Origin of the sequence: Marilutibacter maris, assembly GCF_003233695.1 — a bacterium.
Taxonomy (GTDB): domain Bacteria; phylum Pseudomonadota; class Gammaproteobacteria; order Xanthomonadales; family Xanthomonadaceae; genus Marilutibacter; species Marilutibacter maris.
This window is the reverse complement of sequence record NZ_CP029843.1, coordinates 813,237-831,295: the sequence shown is the minus strand read 5'-3', so window position 1 is coordinate 831,295 and position 18,059 is coordinate 813,237. Positions and strand designations below refer to the sequence as shown.

The 18,059-nt window shown below is 70.7% G+C and carries 18 protein-coding genes; 11 read left to right on the top strand and 7 right to left on the bottom strand.

The features are described 5' to 3' along the window. The first annotated feature begins 13 nt into the window (after window positions 1-13). Window positions 14-415 (top strand): SirB2 family protein, encoded by a 402-nt coding sequence (locus C9I47_RS03730; protein ID WP_111265551.1) that lies wholly within the window; start codon window positions 14-16, stop codon window positions 413-415. A gap of 26 nt (window positions 416-441) precedes the next feature. Here the strand turns inward: C9I47_RS03730 and C9I47_RS03725 are convergent, their stop codons facing one another. Beyond that, window positions 442-633, bottom strand: coding sequence for a hypothetical protein (locus C9I47_RS03725; protein WP_111265550.1), 192 nt, complete (start codon window positions 631-633; stop codon window positions 442-444). A gap of 243 nt (window positions 634-876) precedes the next feature. Here C9I47_RS03725 and nirK point away from each other — a divergent pair, with 243 nt between their 5' ends. From nirK to C9I47_RS03710, 3 genes are read left to right on the top strand one after another with little or no spacing between them, the layout of a single operon-like run. Further along, window positions 877-2,385, top strand: coding sequence for a copper-containing nitrite reductase (nirK, locus tag C9I47_RS03720; RefSeq protein ID WP_111265549.1), 1,509 nt, complete (start codon window positions 877-879; stop codon window positions 2,383-2,385). Between the two features lies 1 nt (window position 2,386). Beyond that, the gene (locus tag C9I47_RS03715; protein WP_111265548.1) at window positions 2,387-3,151 is read left to right on the top strand and encodes a formylglycine-generating enzyme family protein; all 765 of its coding nucleotides are present in this window, start codon (window positions 2,387-2,389) and stop codon (window positions 3,149-3,151) included. Further along, the gene (locus C9I47_RS03710; RefSeq protein WP_190238596.1) at window positions 3,148-3,729 is read left to right on the top strand and encodes an SCO family protein; all 582 of its coding nucleotides are present in this window, start codon (window positions 3,148-3,150) and stop codon (window positions 3,727-3,729) included. The genes C9I47_RS03715 and C9I47_RS03710 overlap by 4 nt, the downstream gene beginning before the upstream one ends. Before the next feature lie 60 nt (window positions 3,730-3,789). On the opposite strand, the gene C9I47_RS03705 is transcribed toward C9I47_RS03710, so the two are convergent. The 5 genes from C9I47_RS03705 to C9I47_RS03685 all read right to left on the bottom strand — a co-directional run bounded on the left by C9I47_RS03705 (window position 3,790) and on the right by C9I47_RS03685 (window position 8,705). Then, on the bottom strand, window positions 3,790-4,491 hold the full coding sequence (locus C9I47_RS03705) for a hypothetical protein (protein ID WP_111265546.1): 702 nt from the start codon (window positions 4,489-4,491) through the stop codon (window positions 3,790-3,792). Window positions 4,492-4,735: 244 nt separating this feature from the next. Next, a complete protein-coding gene (trpE, locus tag C9I47_RS03700; protein WP_111265545.1) occupies window positions 4,736-6,235 on the bottom strand; it encodes an anthranilate synthase component I in 1,500 nt (499 codons plus the stop codon). Between the two features lie 140 nt (window positions 6,236-6,375). Next, the gene (gene yegS / locus C9I47_RS03695; RefSeq protein ID WP_111265544.1) at window positions 6,376-7,401 is read right to left on the bottom strand and encodes a lipid kinase YegS; all 1,026 of its coding nucleotides are present in this window, start codon (window positions 7,399-7,401) and stop codon (window positions 6,376-6,378) included. Window positions 7,402-7,683: 282 nt separating this feature from the next. Then, window positions 7,684-8,355 carry a ribulose-phosphate 3-epimerase gene (gene rpe, locus C9I47_RS03690; protein WP_111265543.1) on the bottom strand — a complete coding sequence of 224 codons (672 nt, stop codon included), beginning with the start codon at window positions 8,353-8,355 and terminating at the stop codon, window positions 7,684-7,686. A gap of 5 nt (window positions 8,356-8,360) precedes the next feature. Then, on the bottom strand, window positions 8,361-8,705 hold the full coding sequence (locus C9I47_RS03685) for a J domain-containing protein (RefSeq protein ID WP_111265542.1): 345 nt from the start codon (window positions 8,703-8,705) through the stop codon (window positions 8,361-8,363). Between the two features lie 220 nt (window positions 8,706-8,925). Here C9I47_RS03685 and C9I47_RS03680 point away from each other — a divergent pair, with 220 nt between their 5' ends. The 3 genes from C9I47_RS03680 (at window position 8,926) to C9I47_RS03670 (ending at window position 11,625) form a co-directional block, all read left to right on the top strand. Further along, a complete protein-coding gene (locus C9I47_RS03680; protein WP_111265541.1) occupies window positions 8,926-9,870 on the top strand; it encodes a phosphoribosylaminoimidazolesuccinocarboxamide synthase in 945 nt (314 codons plus the stop codon). Window positions 9,871-10,027: 157 nt separating this feature from the next. After that, window positions 10,028-10,540 (top strand): Mpo1 family 2-hydroxy fatty acid dioxygenase, encoded by a 513-nt coding sequence (locus C9I47_RS03675; protein WP_111265540.1) that lies wholly within the window; start codon window positions 10,028-10,030, stop codon window positions 10,538-10,540. 197 nt (window positions 10,541-10,737) lie between these two features. Beyond that, on the top strand, window positions 10,738-11,625 hold the full coding sequence (locus C9I47_RS03670; RefSeq protein ID WP_111265539.1) for a DMT family transporter: 888 nt from the start codon (window positions 10,738-10,740) through the stop codon (window positions 11,623-11,625). 54 nt (window positions 11,626-11,679) lie between these two features. Here C9I47_RS03670 and C9I47_RS03665 read toward each other — a convergent pair whose 3' ends face one another. Then, window positions 11,680-12,540, bottom strand: coding sequence for an NAD-dependent epimerase/dehydratase family protein (locus C9I47_RS03665; protein ID WP_111265538.1), 861 nt, complete (start codon window positions 12,538-12,540; stop codon window positions 11,680-11,682). A 269-nt stretch (window positions 12,541-12,809) separates the two neighbouring features. Between C9I47_RS03665 and C9I47_RS03660 the strand changes: the two genes are divergently transcribed. Genes C9I47_RS03660 through C9I47_RS03645 form a run of 4 tightly spaced genes read left to right on the top strand, consistent with a single transcriptional unit; the run spans window position 12,810 to window position 18,032 of the window. Further along, complete coding sequence (locus C9I47_RS03660; protein ID WP_111265537.1) at window positions 12,810-15,620, top strand: monovalent cation/H+ antiporter subunit A; 2,811 nt, start codon at window positions 12,810-12,812, stop codon at window positions 15,618-15,620. Continuing rightward, window positions 15,620-15,982, top strand: coding sequence for a Na+/H+ antiporter subunit C (locus C9I47_RS03655; protein WP_111265536.1), 363 nt, complete (start codon window positions 15,620-15,622; stop codon window positions 15,980-15,982). The genes C9I47_RS03660 and C9I47_RS03655 overlap by 1 nt, the downstream gene beginning before the upstream one ends. Next, window positions 15,979-17,550 (top strand): monovalent cation/H+ antiporter subunit D, encoded by a 1,572-nt coding sequence (locus C9I47_RS03650; protein WP_249041086.1) that lies wholly within the window; start codon window positions 15,979-15,981, stop codon window positions 17,548-17,550. The genes C9I47_RS03655 and C9I47_RS03650 overlap by 4 nt, the downstream gene beginning before the upstream one ends. Continuing rightward, window positions 17,547-18,032, top strand: a complete 486-nt coding sequence (locus C9I47_RS03645; RefSeq protein WP_111265535.1) for a Na+/H+ antiporter subunit E — start codon at window positions 17,547-17,549, stop codon at window positions 18,030-18,032. Before C9I47_RS03650 ends, C9I47_RS03645 begins: the two co-directional genes overlap by 4 nt. Window positions 18,033-18,059 lie beyond the last annotated feature (27 nt).

The following is an 18,059-nucleotide window of genomic DNA, read 5'->3' as shown; positions in this document are numbered from 1 at the left end:
AGGCAACCGCCCGATGATCGAGTTCTATCCCCAGATCAGGTCCATCCACATCGCGCTGGCGCTGTGCAGCGGTCTGCTGTTCGCGCTGCGCGGCGCCTGCGTGATCGCCGGCATGCGCTGGCCGCGTCACCCGCTGGTGCGCTGGAGCAGCTACCTGATCGACACCGCGCTGCTGACCGCCGCGCTGATGCTGCTGGCGATCCTGCCCGGCACGGTGTTCGCCAACGGCTGGCTGACCGCCAAGCTGGCCCTGTTGGTGCTGTATATCGGGCTGGGGGTCTGCGCGATCAGGCGCTCGCTCGGCAACCGCTGGCGGCTGCCGGCCTATCTCGCCGCATTGGCGACGTTCGCCCTCGTCTACACCATCGCGCGCGCCCATCACCCGCTCGGAGTCCTGCGCCAGTTCCTGGGCTGAGCCACTCGCACGCGCATCGTTCGGGTTCAACGCCGGTACCGCACGCTCCCGTCATCGGGCCACGCGGGCATCCGGCAACGGCCGTCGTCGCCGCCCTCGCCGCATGCCGCACAGCCGCGGTCGCAACCGCCATCGCAACCCGCCGCGTCGATGGCTTCGAGAATCGCCCGCTCGGGGCTGGCGCCGAACTCGGGAACGAAGGCCTGGACATGGGACATGGCGGGGCTTCCTGACTGGAGTGCCGGCAATCACAGCAGCCCCGCGCGGGCACCGCCCTGATCCAGGTCAGGCCGGCGACGCCCGCCGCGTCCGCCATCCGCAACCGCTTGACCTGGATCAAGCCGGCGCCATTGCCGCGCCGCCAGCGGCCGCAACTTGATCCCGATCAAGGCCGGCGGCGCATGCGGGTCGCACCCTCGTCCGTGAATGCTCACCCCCTTCCGGGACAAGGAGAACGCACGATGCGCCGTCATCCACGATTCGCCGCCGCCATCGCCCTGGCCGTCGCGCTTGCCGCCTGCGGCGGCCCCGCGCCCGCGCCGACCGCCGACGCCGGCGCCCAGGACACCGGCGGCTCGCGCCGCGGCGACTTCGGTCCTCCCCAGGGCGAGCCGGTCAAGGCGGTCCTGACCAGCCCGCCGCTGGTCCCACCCGCCACCGGTCGCGATCGTCCGGCGCGCGTGGTCGTGGAGCTGGACGTGGTCGAGAAGGTCATGCCGATTTCCGAAGGGGTCGAGTACACCTTCTGGACCTTCGGCGGCACCGTGCCCGGCAGCTTCATCCGCGTGCGCCAGGGCGACACCGTCGAATTCCATCTGCGCAACATGCCCGACAGCAAGATGCCCCACAACATCGACCTGCACGGGGTCACCGGTCCCGGTGGCGGCGCGACGTCCAGCTTCACCGCGCCCGGGCACGAGACGCAATTCAGCTTCAAGGCGCTCAACGCCGGACTGTTCGTCTATCACTGCGCCACCGCGCCGGTCGGCATGCACGTCGCCAACGGCATGTACGGCCTGATCCTGGTCGAACCGCCGGGCGGCCTGCCCGAGGTGGACCGGGAGTACTACGTCATGCAGGGCGACTTCTACACCACCGGCAACTACCGCGAGAAGGGCCTGCAGCCGTTCGACATGGAGAAGGCGATCGAGGAGCGGCCCACCTACGTGCTGTTCAACGGCGCCGAGGGCGCGCTCACCGGCGACAAGGCGCTGCAGGCCAACACCGACGAGACCGTCCGTCTCTACGTCGGCAACGGCGGCCCGAACCTGGTGTCGAGCTTCCACGTGATCGGCGAGATCTTCGACAAGGTCTGGTACGAGGGCGGCACCCGCTACCAGGAGAACGTGCAGACCACCCTGATTCCCGCCGGCGGCGCGGCGATGATGGAGTTCCACATGGAGGTGCCCGGCAGCTACGTGCTGGTCGACCACAGCCTGTTCCGCGCCTTCAACAAGGGCGCGCTGGGCATCCTCAAGGCCGAGGGTCCGGAGAACAAGGCGATCTACTCGGGACAGGAAGTGGACGCGGTCTACATCGGCGATCGCGCGCAACCGAACATGCAGGCGGTGGCCAGTGCCGCCGAGTCGGCGAGCAGCGGCGAGTTGACCGTCGAGCAGCAGATCGCCGCCGGCAAGGAGTTGTTCCTGGGCACCTGCTCGACCTGCCACCAGCCCACCGGCGCCGGCATGAAGGGCGTGTTCCCGCCGCTGGCCGCATCCGACTACATCGCCAACGACCCGGCCAGCCTGCCTCGGGTGATCGTCCACGGCCTGCAGGGCCCGATCAAGGTCAACGGGACCGACTACGACTCGGTGATGCCGCCGATGGCGCAGCTGACCGACGACGAGGTCGCCAACATCTCCACCTTCGTGCTCAACAGCTGGGGCAACCCGGGTGGCCGGATCAGCAAGGACGAGGTCGCCAGGCTCCGCGACGCGGCGCCCGCCGGCCCCGCGGCCGGGCACTGACATGCGCACGGCCTGGCTGCTGGCGCTGCTGCTCCCGTTCGCCGCCGCGGCCGGCGATGGCCGATACGTGAGCGTCCCGGCGGGCACGATCCGCAGCGCGCTGGCCTACGAGGACATCGTCGACGCGGTCGAGGTGGCGCCGTTCGCGATGCGCGAACGGCCGGTCACCAATGCGGAGTTCCTCGCCTTCGTCGCCGCCAACCCGCAGTGGCGACGCGACCGCGCGGCGAAGGCCCTGGTCGACGAGCGCTACCTCGGCCACTGGCAGGGGCCGCTGACGCCGGGCGAGGCCCGGGGCGGGCAGCCGGCGACCCAGGTCAGCTGGTTCGCGGCCGCCGCCTACTGCGCCAGCGAATCGGCGCGCCTGCCGACCTGGAGCGAATGGGAGTACGTGGCCGCCGCCGACGAAACCCGGCGCGACGCGCGACGGGACCCGGCCTGGCGCGAGCGCATCCTCGCCTGGTACTCCCGCCCCTCCGACAGCGCATTGCCGCGGGTCGGCCTGCAGGCGCCCAACGCCTACGGCGTCCAGGACATCCACGGCCTGGTGTGGGAGTGGACCGAGGACTTCTCGTCGCTGCTGGTGTCCAGCGACAACCGCAACCAGGGCGACCCCGACAACACCCGTTTCTGCGGCGCCGGCGCGCTGTCGATGCGCGACCGCGACAACTACGCGGTGCTGATGCGGGTCGCGATGCTGTCCTCGCTGTCGGCCCGCAGCACCACCGCCAACCTCGGTTTCCGATGCGTCAGGAGCCTGCCATGAACCGCTTCACCCGATCGCTGCCGGTCCTTGTGCTCGTCGCGGTCGCGGCGCTGGCCCCGGCCCGCGCCGCCGATCCTCCGCTGCCGTCGGAGTCGGTCTACCAACTGCCCGCGCGGCTGACCGACCAGGACGGCCGCAGCCGCAACTGGTCCGGGCTGCAGGGCAAACCACGCGTGATCTCGATGTTCTACACGTCCTGCCAGTACATCTGCCCGCTCATCGTCGAGAGCGGGAAGGCGATCGAGCGGCAACTGGATGACCCGCAGCGCGACCGGATCGGCTTCGTCCTGATCAGCATGGACCCGCGCAACGACACGCCGCAGGCCCTGGGCGAGGTCGTTTCGCGCTACCGGCTGGACACGCGTCGCTGGACCCTCGCCAGCCCGGCGCCGGACCAGGTCCGCGCGCTCGCCGGCGTGCTCGACATCCGCTACCGGGCACTGGCCGACGGCGGCTTCAACCACACCAGCGCGCTGGTGCTGGTCGATGCGCAGGGTCGGATCCTCGCGCGCACCGAAAAGACCGGCTCGCGACCCGATCCCGACTTCGTCCGCGCGGTGCGCGAAGCGGCGCATTGACCGGCCGCCCCGCGCGCAACGGCGCGGTCGGATGGCACGGGGCTCAGGCCGCCCGGGTTGTCAGGCCGCGCCAGATCCCCGTCGCAGCGGCACCGGCGCGGTCGCGATGCGCCGTTTCAGGTCGTCCATCGTGCCGGGCATGACCACCAGGTAGGCGATCAACTGCTCGGCCAGCTCCAGCATCAGGTCGACCGTCATCCGTTCGATCGCGGCCTCGTCCTCGAACTGGCGTCCGAAGGTGCCGGTCGGCGCCATCAGTTCGGCGACGTCCTGCAGCGGTCGCGACAGGTCCAGTTGGCGCGCCAGCGCGTCGAGCCGCTGCGGCAGCGACTGGTCGCGCTGCTCATCGCCCAGCAGCTGCACGGTCAGCCCCGCGATCAGGTGCCGCAGCATCAGCGCCGACGCACCCCACTCGGCATGGTTGTAGAGCTTCAGCGCGGAGTCGTAGGTGCGCGCCAGCGGCCCGGACAGGGCCTGCAGATGGGCCTGGCCGGCCATCGGCTCGCGTCCGCCCGGCGCCGGATGGCAGTACAGCCCATCGGGCTTGCGGCTGCCATCGGGCTGCAGCAACTGCACGAACAGCACCGTGCCCTCGCAGCGCGAGCAGGCCAGCTCGCTCGCCGCGACCTGCTGGCCGTGCTCCTGCCAGCTGGACGCCTCGAGGATCGCCGGCCGGTCGCAATGCGGACACAGCAACTCCACCGTGCGCGGAAACGTGTTGGAGAAGCGGGTTTGCACGAATCGGTCTTCGACAGGCTTCATCGCCGTCACCTCCTGGCCGTCACTCGCATGCCCCCAGGGCGGTACCCGGCTCCCAATGAACACCGCCACTTGTGAAGGAAACGTTGCTGAAGCGGCAAAGAGGTCGCCGGATCGCGAAACTGGTGCGCGCCTCACGGTTCGCCCGCGGCGATGAGATGCCGGCCACGGCGGTGCGCGGGGCCCGTCAGCCCCGTTCAGGAATCATGTCCAGAAGCGTCCGCCGCGCATCCCGCCGGCGCGCGGTTCACAGCCCGCGCGCGGCCTCGGCGACGGCGCGGAACAGCGCCCGGCCCTTGTTCATCGTCTCCTCCCACTCCTTCTGCGGGTCGGAGTCGTAGACGATGCCGGCGCCCGCCTGCACGTACAGACGGCCGTCCTGGATGACCGCGGTACGGATCGCGATCGCGGTGTCGGCGTCGCCGTGCCAGCCGATGTAGCCGACCGCGCCGGAGTAGATGTTGCGGCGGATCGGCTCCAGCTCGCGGATGATTTCCAGCGCGCGGATCTTCGGCGCGCCGCTGACGGTGCCGGCCGGGAAGGTCGCGCGCAGCACGTCGGCGTAGCTCATGCCGGCCTTCAGGCGCCCGGTCACCTCGCTGACGATGTGCATCACGTGGCTGTAGCGCTCGATGGTGAACTGCTCGCCCATCTGCACCGTGCCCGGCTCCGAGACCCGGCCGGCATCGTTGCGGCCCAGGTCGATCAGCATCAGGTGCTCGGCGCGTTCCTTGGGGTCGGCCAGCAGCTCGGCTTCCAGCGCGTCGTCCTGCTCCGGGGTCGCGCCGCGCGGACGGGTGCCGGCGATCGGGCGCACGGTCACGGTGTCGTCCTGCAGGCGCACCAGGATCTCCGGCGAGGAGCCGACCACCTGCATGTCGCCGACGTCGAGGAAGTACATGTACGGCGACGGGTTGAGCGCGCGCAATGCGCGGTAGACATCGACCGGACGCGCCTTGAACGGCACCGACAGGCGCTGGCTGAGCACGACCTGGAAGATGTCGCCGGCGCGGATGTACTCCTTCGACCTCTCGACCGCGGCGATGAAGCCCTCGCGGGTGAAGCCGGACACGAAATCGGCCTCGTCCAGGCCGTTGGGATCCAGTGTTTCCGGATAGCTGGTGCCGCCGTGGCGCAACCGGTGCACCAGCTGGTCGAGCCGCCGGGTGGCCTTGGCATAGGCCTGCGGCTCGCGTGGGTCGGCGTGCACGATCAGGTACAGCCGGCCGCGCAGGTTGTCGAACACCGCCAGCTCTTCGCTGAGCATCAGCAGGATGTCGGGCGTGCCGAGCTGGTCCTCCTTGTCGCCGCCGGCCAGGCGCGGCTCGATGTAGCCGACGCACTCGAAACCGAACCAGCCGACCAGGCCGCCGGTGAAGCCGGGCAGGCCCTCGATCTGCGGCACCGAATGCTCGCTGCGCAGGCGCTCGACCTCGGCGAACGGATCCTCGACCTGGCGGTGCTCGGCCAGCTCGCCGTGCTCGGTCACGAACAGGCTGTTGCCGGCGAACGCGTACACCCGCCGCGCCGGCAGACCGATGATCGAGTAGCGGCCGAAACGTTCGCCGCCTTCGACCGACTCGAACAGATAGGTGTGCGGGCCGTCGGCCAGCTTCAGGTAGACCGACAGCGGCGTGTCGAGGTCGGAAAACACCTCGCGGACCACCGGGATCCGGGTGTGGCCCTCGGCGGCGAGCTGCTGGAAACGTTCAGACGATGGTGTGGCGGTACGGGCGGGATGGTTCACGCGGCGATTCCTCGGAGTGCGACAGGGCGAGAGCGACGGTGGTCTGCAGCCGCCATCGCCAACCCGTGTCGCCACGGCAGGAATGCTGGATCGCCCGGATCTTCATCGGCGGCTACTTTATCCGATTTGGGCGACGCCGCTCAGACGGTCGCCAGTCCCGCCGCGGACCCGTCGCCGGAGCGGTGCCGGCTCCGCGCCGGCGCATCCGCCGGGCCGAGCAGCGGGCAGTCCGCGGACAGGTGCATGCGCAGCCGCGCCGGCACGCATTCGATCCGGAACGTCCGCGCGCGCACCGGCTCGCCGTCGAGGTTCAGGGTCATCGGCGTCGGCGACCGCAGTCGCAGCCACGGCAGCCGCGCGCGCACCGCGATGCGCTCGGCCACCGCCTCGCGGCCCTCGGTCAGCAGCGAATGCGCCAGCGCACCCAACTCGCCGTCCAGCGGCGGGATCACGGTCACGTCCAGCGCGCCGTCGTCGACCCACGCGTCCGGGCACAGCGGATGACCGCCGCCGGCCTGGCGGCCGTTGCCGATTCCCAGCGCGATCAGTTCGCCCGACCACTCGAAACCGGTCCCCTCCAGGCGCGCAGCGATCGGCTCGATGCGGCCCAGCCGGGCGATCCCGGTGACCAGGTAGGCCAGACCGCCCAGGGCCTTCTTCAGGGCCTCGTCGGTCTGCACGGTGATCTCGGTCCCGAAGCCGCCGCTGGCCACATTCACGCACCAGCGGCATGCGTCGTCGGCTTCGACCCGCAGCAGGTCGAGCGGGACCGCCGCGGTCCGGCCGATCAACCGCAACGCGCGCAGCGGATCGCGAGGGAGGCCGGCGGCGGTGGCGAAGTCGTTGGCGGTGCCCAGCGGCAGCACGGCCAGCGACGGCAGCGCCGCGGCGGTCCGGTCGTGCCTGGCCAGGGCCGTGGCGACCTCGTTCAGGGTGCCGTCGCCGCCACCGGCGATCACCGTGTCGACGCCATCGGCGATCGCCTCGTCGACATGGCGCGCGGCATCGCCGCCCTCCCAGGTCACCCGTACCGACAACGTGGTGCCTGCCTCGCGCATCGCCGCCACCGCCTGCCGCACGGCATCGTCGGCGGCGCGCTTGCCGTGCAGGATCAGGCGCCAGTGCGGGGGCCGGCTGGCCGCGTCGAATCCGGAATCGTCGTTCATCGCGTCAGGCTAGGCGAGCCGGGGCTACCGGTTCGTGAACGCGGCGCGCCGGTTGTCGATGCCGCCGTGCGCGTCATCATCCTGTAACCATCCGGACGGAGCATGGGAGTCCATTCTCAAGGATGACGGGCGGAGGCAGGATCGCCTCCAATTTTCCGAAGGGCGACGCCGAACCGCGTCGCCCTTCACCGCTTCTAAAGGATCGTTTCTAAAGGAGCGTTCTGCAGGACAGTTCCGCAGACCGCCGCCGCAAGCCAGCGGCAGACGGCGTCCACGCCGCGCTCAGCGCGCGGCGGCAACGGCGGCCTTCATCCGGCCGATCACGTCGGCGTAGTCCTCGGCATTGAAGATCGCCGAGCCGGCAACGAAGGTGTCGGCGCCGGCGGCGGCGATCTCGCCGATGTTGTCGGCCTTGACCCCGCCGTCGATCTCCAGCCGCACCTGTGGCGCGCGCGCGTCGATCATCGCCCGCACCCGGCGCAGCTTGTCCAGGGTCGAGGGGATGAAGGACTGGCCGCCGAAACCGGGATTGACCGACATCAGCAGCACCATGTCCAGGTCCTCCAGCACGTAGTCGAGCACCTCGACCGGCGTCGCCGGATTCAGCACCAGGCCGGCCTGGCAACCGTTGGCCTTGATCAGCTGGATCGTGCGGTGCACGTGCCGGCTGGCCTCCGGATGGAAACTGATCATCGAAGCGCCGGCCCTGGCGAAATCCGGCACGATCCGGTCGACCGGCTCGACCATCAGGTGCACGTCGATCGGCGCGGTGATGCCGTGCTTGCGCAGCGCCTCGCAGACCATCGGACCGATGGTCAGGTTGGGCACGTAGTGGTTGTCCATCACGTCGAAATGGACCCAGTCGGCTCCGGCTCCGAGGACCGCATTCACTTCATCGCCCAGGCGGGCGAAGTCGGCGGACAGGATGGACGGGGCGATCACGGTCGGTTGCATGGCGGTCACGGGCTCCGGGTCTTGCGCAGGGTCTTGATGCGGTCGTAGGCGGCGTTGAGCTCGCGCGAGCGGGCCTCGGCCTGGCGGCGCAGCTCGGGGGCGGCGCCCTCGAGCCGGTCGGGATGGTACTGGGCGATCAGCCGGCGATAGGCGCGATCGACCTCGGCGTCGCTGGCGTCCTCGCCCAGTCCAAACGCCGCGTACGGGTTGGCGCGGCGCTGCAGCCGGAACCAGTCGGCGTCGAAGGCGTGGCCGACCAGCAGGCCGATCAGTGCGCCCAGCAAGGGGTTGAAGCGCAGCAACAGCGCCCCGGCGATGAAGCCCAGCAACTTGCCGTACCAGCGGTTCATGGCACCTCTCTGCCTGTGGCCGGAGCGGGACCCGGCCGCGGCGGCGGGACCGGGACCCGAATTCAGGCCGGCAGTGTACCTGCACGGACGCCCGGACCGGCGTACACTGGCCGGCCCTGTCGCGCGGACGCGGCTTACCGGCCCCGCCCCCGCGAGGGGATGCATGTACAAGGAAATGCGCTAGACCGGGGGTATACCGTTGTCCACGCTGTCCACGACATTGACCCAGGCGCCGCCGTCCAGGACGGTCCTGTCCGAATCCGACCTGCCGGGGCTGGTGCTGCGCCACCGCGGCAAGGTCCGCGACGTGTTCGACCTGCCGCGCGAGGCCCTGCCGGCCGAGGCGCCGGCCGGCGACTGCCTGCTGATGGTCGCCACCGACCGCCTGAGCGCGTTCGACGTGGTGCTGCCCGACCCGATTCCGGGCAAGGGCGCGATGCTCTGCCAGATCAGCAACTTCTGGTTCGGCAGGACCGAGCACATCGTCCGCAACCACCTGACCGGCATCGACGTGGCCTCGGTGCTGCCCGACGGGGTCGATCCCGCCCCCTACCTGCAGCGCGCGGTGGTGACCCGGCGGCTGAAGCCGGTGCCGATCGAGTGCATCGCCCGCGGCTACGTGATCGGCAGCGGCTGGAAGGACTACCAGCGCACCGGCCGGATCAGTGGCATCTCGCTGCCCGACGGCCTGCGCCAGGCCGAGCAACTGGCCGAGCCGATCTTCACCCCCTCGACCAAGGCCGCGGTCGGCGACCACGACGAGAACATCGACTTCGACACCGCGGTCAAGCTGTGCGGCGCCGAACTGGCCGAAGCGGTCCGCGACGCGACCCTGCGGCTGTACCGCTTCGCCGCCGAATACGCGGCCGAGCGCGGCATCCTGCTGGCCGACACCAAGTTCGAGTTCGGCACCGACGCCGACGGCCGCCTGTACGTGATGGACGAGATGCTGACCCCGGATTCCTCGCGCTACTGGCCGGCCGACGAGTACGAGGTCGGCAGCAGCCCACCCAGCTACGACAAGCAGATCGTGCGCGACTACCTGGAGACGCTGGACTGGGACAAGACCCCGCCGGGCCCGCGCCTGCCGGCCGAGGTGATCGAACGCACCCGCGCCCGCTACGCCGAAGCGCTGCAGAAACTGGCCGGACTTTCGGTCGACTGAGCCCCGTCGGCCGGACCCGATCGACCGGACCCGACGGACCCGATCACTCCAATCCCAGGGGCTCCGGGCGTGCCGCAACGCGGCGGGCGCCCAGCCGCGCTTGCCGGTATGCTCGGGCGGTCGCCATACGCCAGCGCATTCCGAGCCGGGAGCCGCCATGAGCACCGCCACCGACACGCCCCGTGAGCCGGCCGCGCCGCAGCGCCGGATCGACCTGTGGTTCGCCCACTATTCCGGCGACCACCGCAACGCCACCAACCAGCTGATCCACGTGATCTGCGTGCCGGCGATCCTGTGGAGCGTGATCGCGCTGCTGTGGTGCATCCCCTCGCCCGGCACCTGGTTCCTGCCCGGGTTCTGGGCCGGAGCGGCGATGTTCGCGACCTGGGCGTTCTACTACCGCGCCTCGCGCCGGCTGGCGTTCGGCATGCTCGCGGTGTTCGTGGCGATGGGCTGGCTGACCCGCTGGCTGCACGACGGCTACGGCACGATGCACCTGCTGTACCTGGCGATCGCGGTATTCGTGGTCGCCTGGATCGGCCAGTTCGTCGGCCACAGCAAACTGTTCGAGGGCAAGCGCCCGAGCTTCCTGACCGACCTGCGCTACCTGCTGATCGGCCCCGCCTGGGTGCTGGCCAAGCTCTATCGCAGGCTGGGCTGGCGCTACTGACGCCCCAACCAACGGCCAATTGCGCCCGTCGGCGCATCTGCCCGATCATGCCCTCGTCCGTCTACGCAGCGATGGCGTAGGAGCGGCGTAAGCCGCGATCGGGCCTTCACGGCAAAGCTTCATCGCGGCTTGCGCCGCTCCTACGGTTTTTTTCCTTCCCGCCGCGGGCCCATCCCGTGGCCTTCCGGCGTCCGCCCATGTCTCCGCGCGATTTCCTGCTGATCCTGATCGTCGTCCTGGCCTGGGCCGGCAACTTCCTGACCTCGGCGCTGGCGATGCGCGAGATCCCGCCGCTGCTGTTCACCGCGCTGCGCTTCGCCCTGCTCGCGATCCCGCTGGCGTTCGTGCTCAAACGGCCGGCGCCGGGCCAGTGGCCGCGACTGATCGCGGTCTGCCTGTGCGTGGGCGTGCTGCACTTCGGACTGAGCTTCACCGCGCTGAAACTGGCCGGCAACCTGTCCTCGCCGGCGATCGTGATGCAGAGCTACGTGCCGATGACCGCCCTGCTGGGATGGGCGGTGCTGGGCGAGCGCTTCGGCTGGAAGACCGGCGTGGCGATCGCGACCAGCTTCGCCGGCGTGCTGGTGCTGGGCTTCGACCCGATCGTGCTCGATCGCCCGGCCGCGGTCGGGGTGATGCTGGTCTCGGCGCTGTTCCTGGCCGTCGGCACCGTGCTGATGAAGCCGCTGCGCGGGCTCGACATGTTCAGCCAGCAGGGCTGGACCGCGGTGATCAGCCTGCTGCCGCTGATCGCGCTGAGCGCCTGGCTGGAACCGGGCGCGATCGCGCGGCTGCCGCAGGTGAGCTGGGTCGGCTGGGCCGGCGCGCTGTACGCGGCCTTCGTGTCCTCGCTGCTCGGCCACGGCCTGTACTACGTGCTGGTGCAGCGCCACCCGGTCGCCCAGGTCACCCCCTGGCTGCTGCTGGTGCCGCCGCTGGCGATCGCGCTGGGCATCGCGTTCTGGGGCGACCGACCCGGCCCGAAGCTGTGGCTGGGCGGCGCGATGGTGCTCGGCGGCGTGCTCGGCGTCGCCCTGCGCACCCTGACCAAGAGCCGGCGACCGGCGCGCGCCGAAGAAATCTGAGCCGAAGAAATCTGATCGGACCGGCAGCGCTGGCGCGCGCTGCCGGCCCCACGATCAGGCCGGCGCGCGGAACATCGCCGCCTGCGGCCGGAACGGCCGCGGCGCATAACCGAAGTCGCGCGCGGCCGGGCCGGCATCGAACACCAGGTCCTCGCGCATCCGCGCCAGCACCGCATTGCCCGGCCCGCGCCCCAGCGCGCGCGCGGCGCCAGCGGCGAGTGCGAACAGGGGCGCCGGCAACTCAAGCAGCCGCGCCGGCGGCTGCAGGCTGGCCAGCACCCGCTCGACCATCTCGCGGTAGGCCAGGGTCTCGCCGCCGGGCAAGGCATAGGCCTGGCCGAAGCTGGCCGGGGCATCGATGCAGGCCAGCGCCGCCGCGGCCAGGTCCTCGACGTGCACCGGCTGGCGTCGGCCACTGGCGCCGGTCGGCAGCGGGAAGCGACGCCAGCGTGCGGCCAGCGCGGCGATCCGGGTCAGGGTCGCGTCGCGGCCGGCGCCGTAGACCAGGGTCGGCCGCAGCAGGGTCGCGGCGGCACCACGGGCGGCGGCCGAGGAAAACACACCGGCCTCGCCTTCGCGCAGGCGACCGGCGACGTCGCGCTCGGCCGCATCGGCGGAATCCTGTTTGGTCTCGACGCTGGTCGAACCGAACGCGATCACCCGCGGCGCCACAATCGCGGCGTCCGCGTACCAACGGGCGAACGCGTCCAGCGGGCCGGCACTGATCAGCGCATCGACCCGTTCCGGCAACGGCGGCATCGATTCGAACCCGCCCTGCAGCCACACCGTCCGGGCATCGCCACCGGGCGGCGCGGCGCGGGTCAGCGCGGTGACCGCCCAGCCGTCGCGGCGCAGGCCGGCGAGCAGCGGTTGCCCGATCTGCCCGCTGGCGCCGAAGATCAGCGCCCGGCGCACGGCAGGCGTTCGCGACCGTTGCGGCCGCGCGCGGGCGGCGTTTCATTCGGCGCTTCGACCAGCGCTTCGGCCGGCATGGGGCGGACATCGACCATCATCCGCACAGCATACCGAGCGTTGCGGCCGAACCGCCCCGACGGGCGACGCGATACCTTCGGGTAGAATGGCCGGCCGCGACGGCGAACCGGCGTCGCCCACCTCCCCCAACCCCTGAAGCGCTTGATTCCAAAGGAAGATTCCCGAGGAGTCGCGCAGGCCCCAGGAGCGAGATGCTGGAACTGCTGCTAGCCCTGCCGTTCGTGTTCGCCATCGTGGTGTTGCTGCACCGTTCGGCCTCGCGCCGGACCACCGCCTGGCTGGCCGGTGCCGCTCCGCTGATCGGACTCGGCCTGCTGGCCACCCTGACGCCGGCGGTGCTCGACGGCACCATTCCGCAATCGGTCCACCCGTGGATCCCGCAGCTGGGACTGGCGTTCTCGCTGCGGATGGACGGCCTGGCGTGGATGTTCGCGCTGATGGTGCTGGCGATCGGCGTGCTGGTGGTGATGTACGCCCGCTACTACCTCAGCGCCGAGGAGGATGCGCCGAAGTTCTTCGGCTACCTGCTGCTGTTCATGGGCTCGATGCTGGGCATGGTGATCGCCGGCAACCTGTTGCTGCTGGCGATCTTCTGGGAGCTGACCTCGATCAGCTCGTTCCTGCTGATCGGTTATTGGTCGCGGCAGAACGAGGCGCGCGAGGGCGCGCGCATGGCGCTGACCATCACCGGCGCCGGTGGCCTGGCCCTGCTCGGCGGCGTGATCCTGATCGGCCAGGTGGTCGGCAGCTACGAGCTGGACGCGGTGCTGGCGGCCGGCGACCAGCTGCGCGCCGACCCGATGTATCCGGCGATCCTGGCGCTGGTGCTGGCCGGCATCTTCACCAAGAGCGCGCAGTTCCCGTTCCATTTCTGGCTGCCGCACGCGATGGCGGCGCCGACCCCGGTCTCGGCTTATCTGCACTCGGCGACGATGGTGAAGGCCGGCGTGTTCCTGCTGGCGCGCCTGCACCCGGCCCTGGCCGGCACCGAACTGTTCTTCTACGTGGTCACCAGCATCGGCGCGGCGACCCTGCTGGTCGGCGCCTGGAACGCGATCTTCCAGCACGACCTCAAGGGCCTGCTGGCCTATTCGACGATCTCGCACCTGGGCCTGATCACGATGCTGTTCGGGTTGTCGACGCCGATGGCGGTGGTCGCCGGCCTGTTCCACATCCTCAACCACGCGACCTTCAAGGCCTCGTTGTTCATGGCCGCGGGCATCATCGACCACGAGACCGGCACCCGCGACATGCGCCGGCTCGGCAACCTACGCCGCTACCTGCCGTTCACCAGCACCCTGGCGATCATCGCCGCACTGGCGATGGCCGGCATCCCGCTGCTCAACGGCTTCCTGTCGAAGGAGATGTTCTTCGCCCTGGCGCTGGAGATCGAGGGCCACGCCGGGATGCGGATCGCCGCCTCGGTGGTCGCGTTCCTGGCCGGCGTGTTCGGCGTCGCCTACAGCCTGCGCTTCGTCCACGACACCTTCTTCGGCGACGGTCCGCGCGCGGTCGACCGCGAGATCCACGAGCCGCCGCGGTTCATGAAGATCCCGGTCGAGGTGCTGGTGGTGCTGTGCCTGGCGGTCGGCATCGTGCCGGCCTGGACGATCGCGCCGGTGCTGGCGACCGCCGCCCACGGCGTGCTCGGCGATGCGGTGCCCGAGTACAGCCTGGCGATCTGGCACGGCATCAACCTGCCGCTGCTGATGAGCTTCGGCGGCGTGATCGGCGGCGCGCTGCTGTACCTGGGCCTGCGCCGGCTGATCAACCTGCACGCGGTCGCCCGCCACGCGCTGGGCCGCCACCTGTTCCGGGTCAACACCCGCGCCCTGCTGACCAGCGCGCGCCGCTTCACCTTCCACGTCACCGACGGCAGCCTGCAGCGTTCGCTGTGGTGGGTGCTGATCGCCCTGATCGCGATCGCCGGCCTGCCGACCCTCGCCGCCCTCGCCGACGGCGTCGGCGCCAGCCAGCCGATGCCGGTGCTGGGCTGGGCGGTGTGGCTGGTCGCGATCGCCGCGACCGTCGGGACCGTGCTGCTGCATCGCCAGCGCCTGCTGGCGCTGCTGGTCATCGGCGCGGTCGGGCTGGCGGTCAGCCTGATCTTCGTGCTGATGTCGGCGCCCGACCTGGCCCTGACCCAGTTGCTGGTGGAGATGGTCACGATCGCGCTGATGCTGCTGGCGCTGAACTACCTGCCGCAGGAATCGCAGCGCACCGACGATGCCGCCCGCCGCTGGCGCGACGGCGCGATCGCGCTGGTGGTCGGCGCCGGCATCGGCGCGCTGGCCTACGCGATGATGACCCGCCCGCTGGACACCGTCGCCACCGAACTGCTGGCCCGCTCGCTGCCGGAGGGCTACGGCCGCAACGTGGTCAACGTGATCCTGGTCGACTTCCGCGGCTTCGACACCTTCGGCGAGATCACCGTGTTCGGCATCGCCGGCCTGGTCGTGCACGCGCTGCTGCGGCGCGCGCGGATCGCCGCCGACGAGGTCGTGCCCGGCGTCGCCGGTCCGCTGCCGATGCCGTCCAACCTCAGCCATCTGCTGTTCCCGCTGGCGCTGGCGGTATCGGCCTACCTGTTCCTGCGCGGCCACAACGCGCCCGGCGGCGGCTTCATCGCCGGCCTGGTGCTGGCGGTGCCGCTGTTGCTGCAGTACGTACTGCTGGGCTCGCAGTACGTCGAGTCGCGGCTTGGCTTCAACTACGTGCGCTGCATCGGGATCGGCCTGCTGATCGCCGCCGCGACCGGGCTGGCGCCGATGCTGCTGGGCTACCCGTTCCTGACCAGCGGCCACGTCGAGCCGCAGTTGCCGCTGATCGGCACGGTGCCGCTGGCCAGCGCGATCGGTTTCGACACCGGCGTGTACCTGGTCGTGTTCGGCGGCGCGATGCTGATCCTGTCGATGATGGGCACGGTCAATCCGCCGCGCCCACTGGTCCGGCGCGCCCAGCCGGCGCCGGATTCACCCGCCACCACAGGGGAGGACGCCTGATGGAACTCGCCCTCGCCAGCCTGATCGGCCTGCTGAGCGCCGCCGGGGTCTACCTGCTGCTGCGCGCGCGCAGCTTCGACGTGATCCTCGGCCTGACCCTGTTGTCGTACGCGACCAATCTGCTGATCTTCTCCTCGGGTCGGCTGGTGATCGGCAAGCCGCCGGTGTTGCAGGTCGATGAGGCCGGCAAGGCGATCGCGCCGACCCTGGCCCACTACACCGACCCGCTGCCGCAGGCGCTGGTGCTGACCGCGATCGTGATCGCCTTCGCGATGACCGCGGTGACCATCGTGATCGCGATGCGCAACCGCTCCGACAACGGCAGCGACCACGTCGATGCCGGCGGCGAGGGCATGCCGTGATCGCAGCGATCGATACCGCCGGAACCCTCACCACCCTCGGCGCCCACCTGCCGGTCCTGCCGATCCTGCTGCCGCTGCTGTTCGGCGCGGTGCTGCTGCTGGCCGAGCGTCGCGGCATCGCCGTGCAGCGCGCGGTGTCGGCGCTGGCGATGGCGGTGCTGACCCTGGTCGCCATCGCCCTGGTGCGCGCCGCCGACGCCGATACGATCTCGATGTACCTGGTCGGCGACTGGCCGGCGCGACTGGGCATCGCCCTGGTCGCCGACCGCACCAGCGCGCTACTGGTGCTGACCACGACCCTGCTCGCCGGCGCCTGCCTGCTGTACGCCTGCGCCGGCTGGGACCGCCGCGCGATCCACTTCCACGCGCTGTTCCAGTTGCAGCTGGCCGGCCTCAACGGCGCCTTCCTGACCGGCGACCTGTTCAACCTGTTCGTGTTCTTCGAGGTGATGCTGATCGCCTCCTACGGACTGCTGCTCAGCGGCGGTCGCGGTCCGCGGATGCGCGCCGGCCTGCACTACGTGGTGCTCAACATCACCGCCTCGACCCTGTTCCTGATCGCGCTGGGCCTGCTGTACGGCCTGCTGGGCAGCCTCAACATGGCCGAACTCGCCCAACGCGTCGGCCAGGCCGACCCGTCCAGCCTGGCGCTGATCCGCGCCGCCTCCGGTGTCCTGCTGGTGGTGTTCTGCGCCAAGGCCGCGCTGGTGCCGCTGTACCTGTGGCTGCCCAACGCCTACTCGCGCGCGCCGGCACCGGTGGCCGCGCTGTTCGCGGTGATGACCAAGGTCGGCGTCTACGCGGTGCTGCGGGTCTACAGCCTGGTGTTCGGCAGCGAGGCCGGCGCGCTCGCCGGCTGGGCCTGGGAATGGCTGCTGCCGGCCGGCCTGCTGACCCTGGTGCTGGCGACGCTCGGCGCGCTGGCGAGCAAATCGCTGCGGATGCTGGTCGCGTTCCTGGTGATCGCCTCGGCGGCGACCCTGTTCATCGCGATCTCGCTGAACACCGCCGGGTCGATCGCCGCCGGCCTGTACTACCTGGTCCACAGCACCTTCGTCGCCGGCGCGCTGTTCCTGGTGGTCGACCTGATCCGCCGCCAGCGCGGGGCGATCGGCGACAACCTCGACGTCGCCGGCCCGTTGCGCCACAACGCCATGCTCGGCCTGCTGTTCGCGACCGCCGCGATCTCGGTGTCCGGCATGCCGCCGCTGTCGGGCTTCCTCGGCAAGGTGATGCTGCTCGACGCGGTGCCCGCCGATGCGGTGGCCTGGGTGTGGTCGGTGGTGCTGGCGACGAGCCTGCTGACCGTGGTCGCGCTGGCGCGCACCGCCAGCCAGACCTTCTGGCGCGCGCAGCCGTGGCCGGACACCACCCCGGTCCCGGCGCCGCCGTCGCGCGCGCAGGTGGCGGCGGTCGTCCTGCTGCTGGCCTACGGCATCGGCATGACCGTGTTCGGCGGTCCGCTGATGCGCTACACCGATGCCGCGGCCGGACAACTGCTGGCGCCGGCCGACTACATCCACGCGGCGCATGCCACCGCGCCGCAGCTGCGGGAGCCTTCGCCATGAGACGCCTGCTGACCTCGCCGCCGTTGAGCCTGGCGGTACTGCTGCTGTGGCTGCTTCTGGTCGCCGACTTCTCGCCCGGCCAGCTGGCGATCGGCATCATCCTCGCCCTGCTGCTGCCGTGGCTGGCCGGCATGCTCGAACCCGAGCGCGCCAGTTTCGGCCGCACGATCGCGCTGCTGGCGCTGACCCGGCGGGTGTTGTGGGACATGCTGCTGTCGAACATCGAGGTCGCCCGCCGCATCCTCGGCCCGGAGCGCGTGCTGACCCCGGGCTTCGTCTGGATTCCGCTGGAACTGACCAACATCCACGGCATCACCGCGCTGGCCAGCATCATCACCCTGACCCCCGGCACGGTCTCGGCCGAGCTGACCGAGGATCGCCGCTTCCTGCTGGTGCACTGCTTCAACCTGAAGGACGCCGACGCCCAGGTCGCCGAGATCAAGGCACGCTACGAGTCGCTGCTGAAGGAGATCTTCCCGTGACCGTCATCGATCACGCGCTGACCGCCT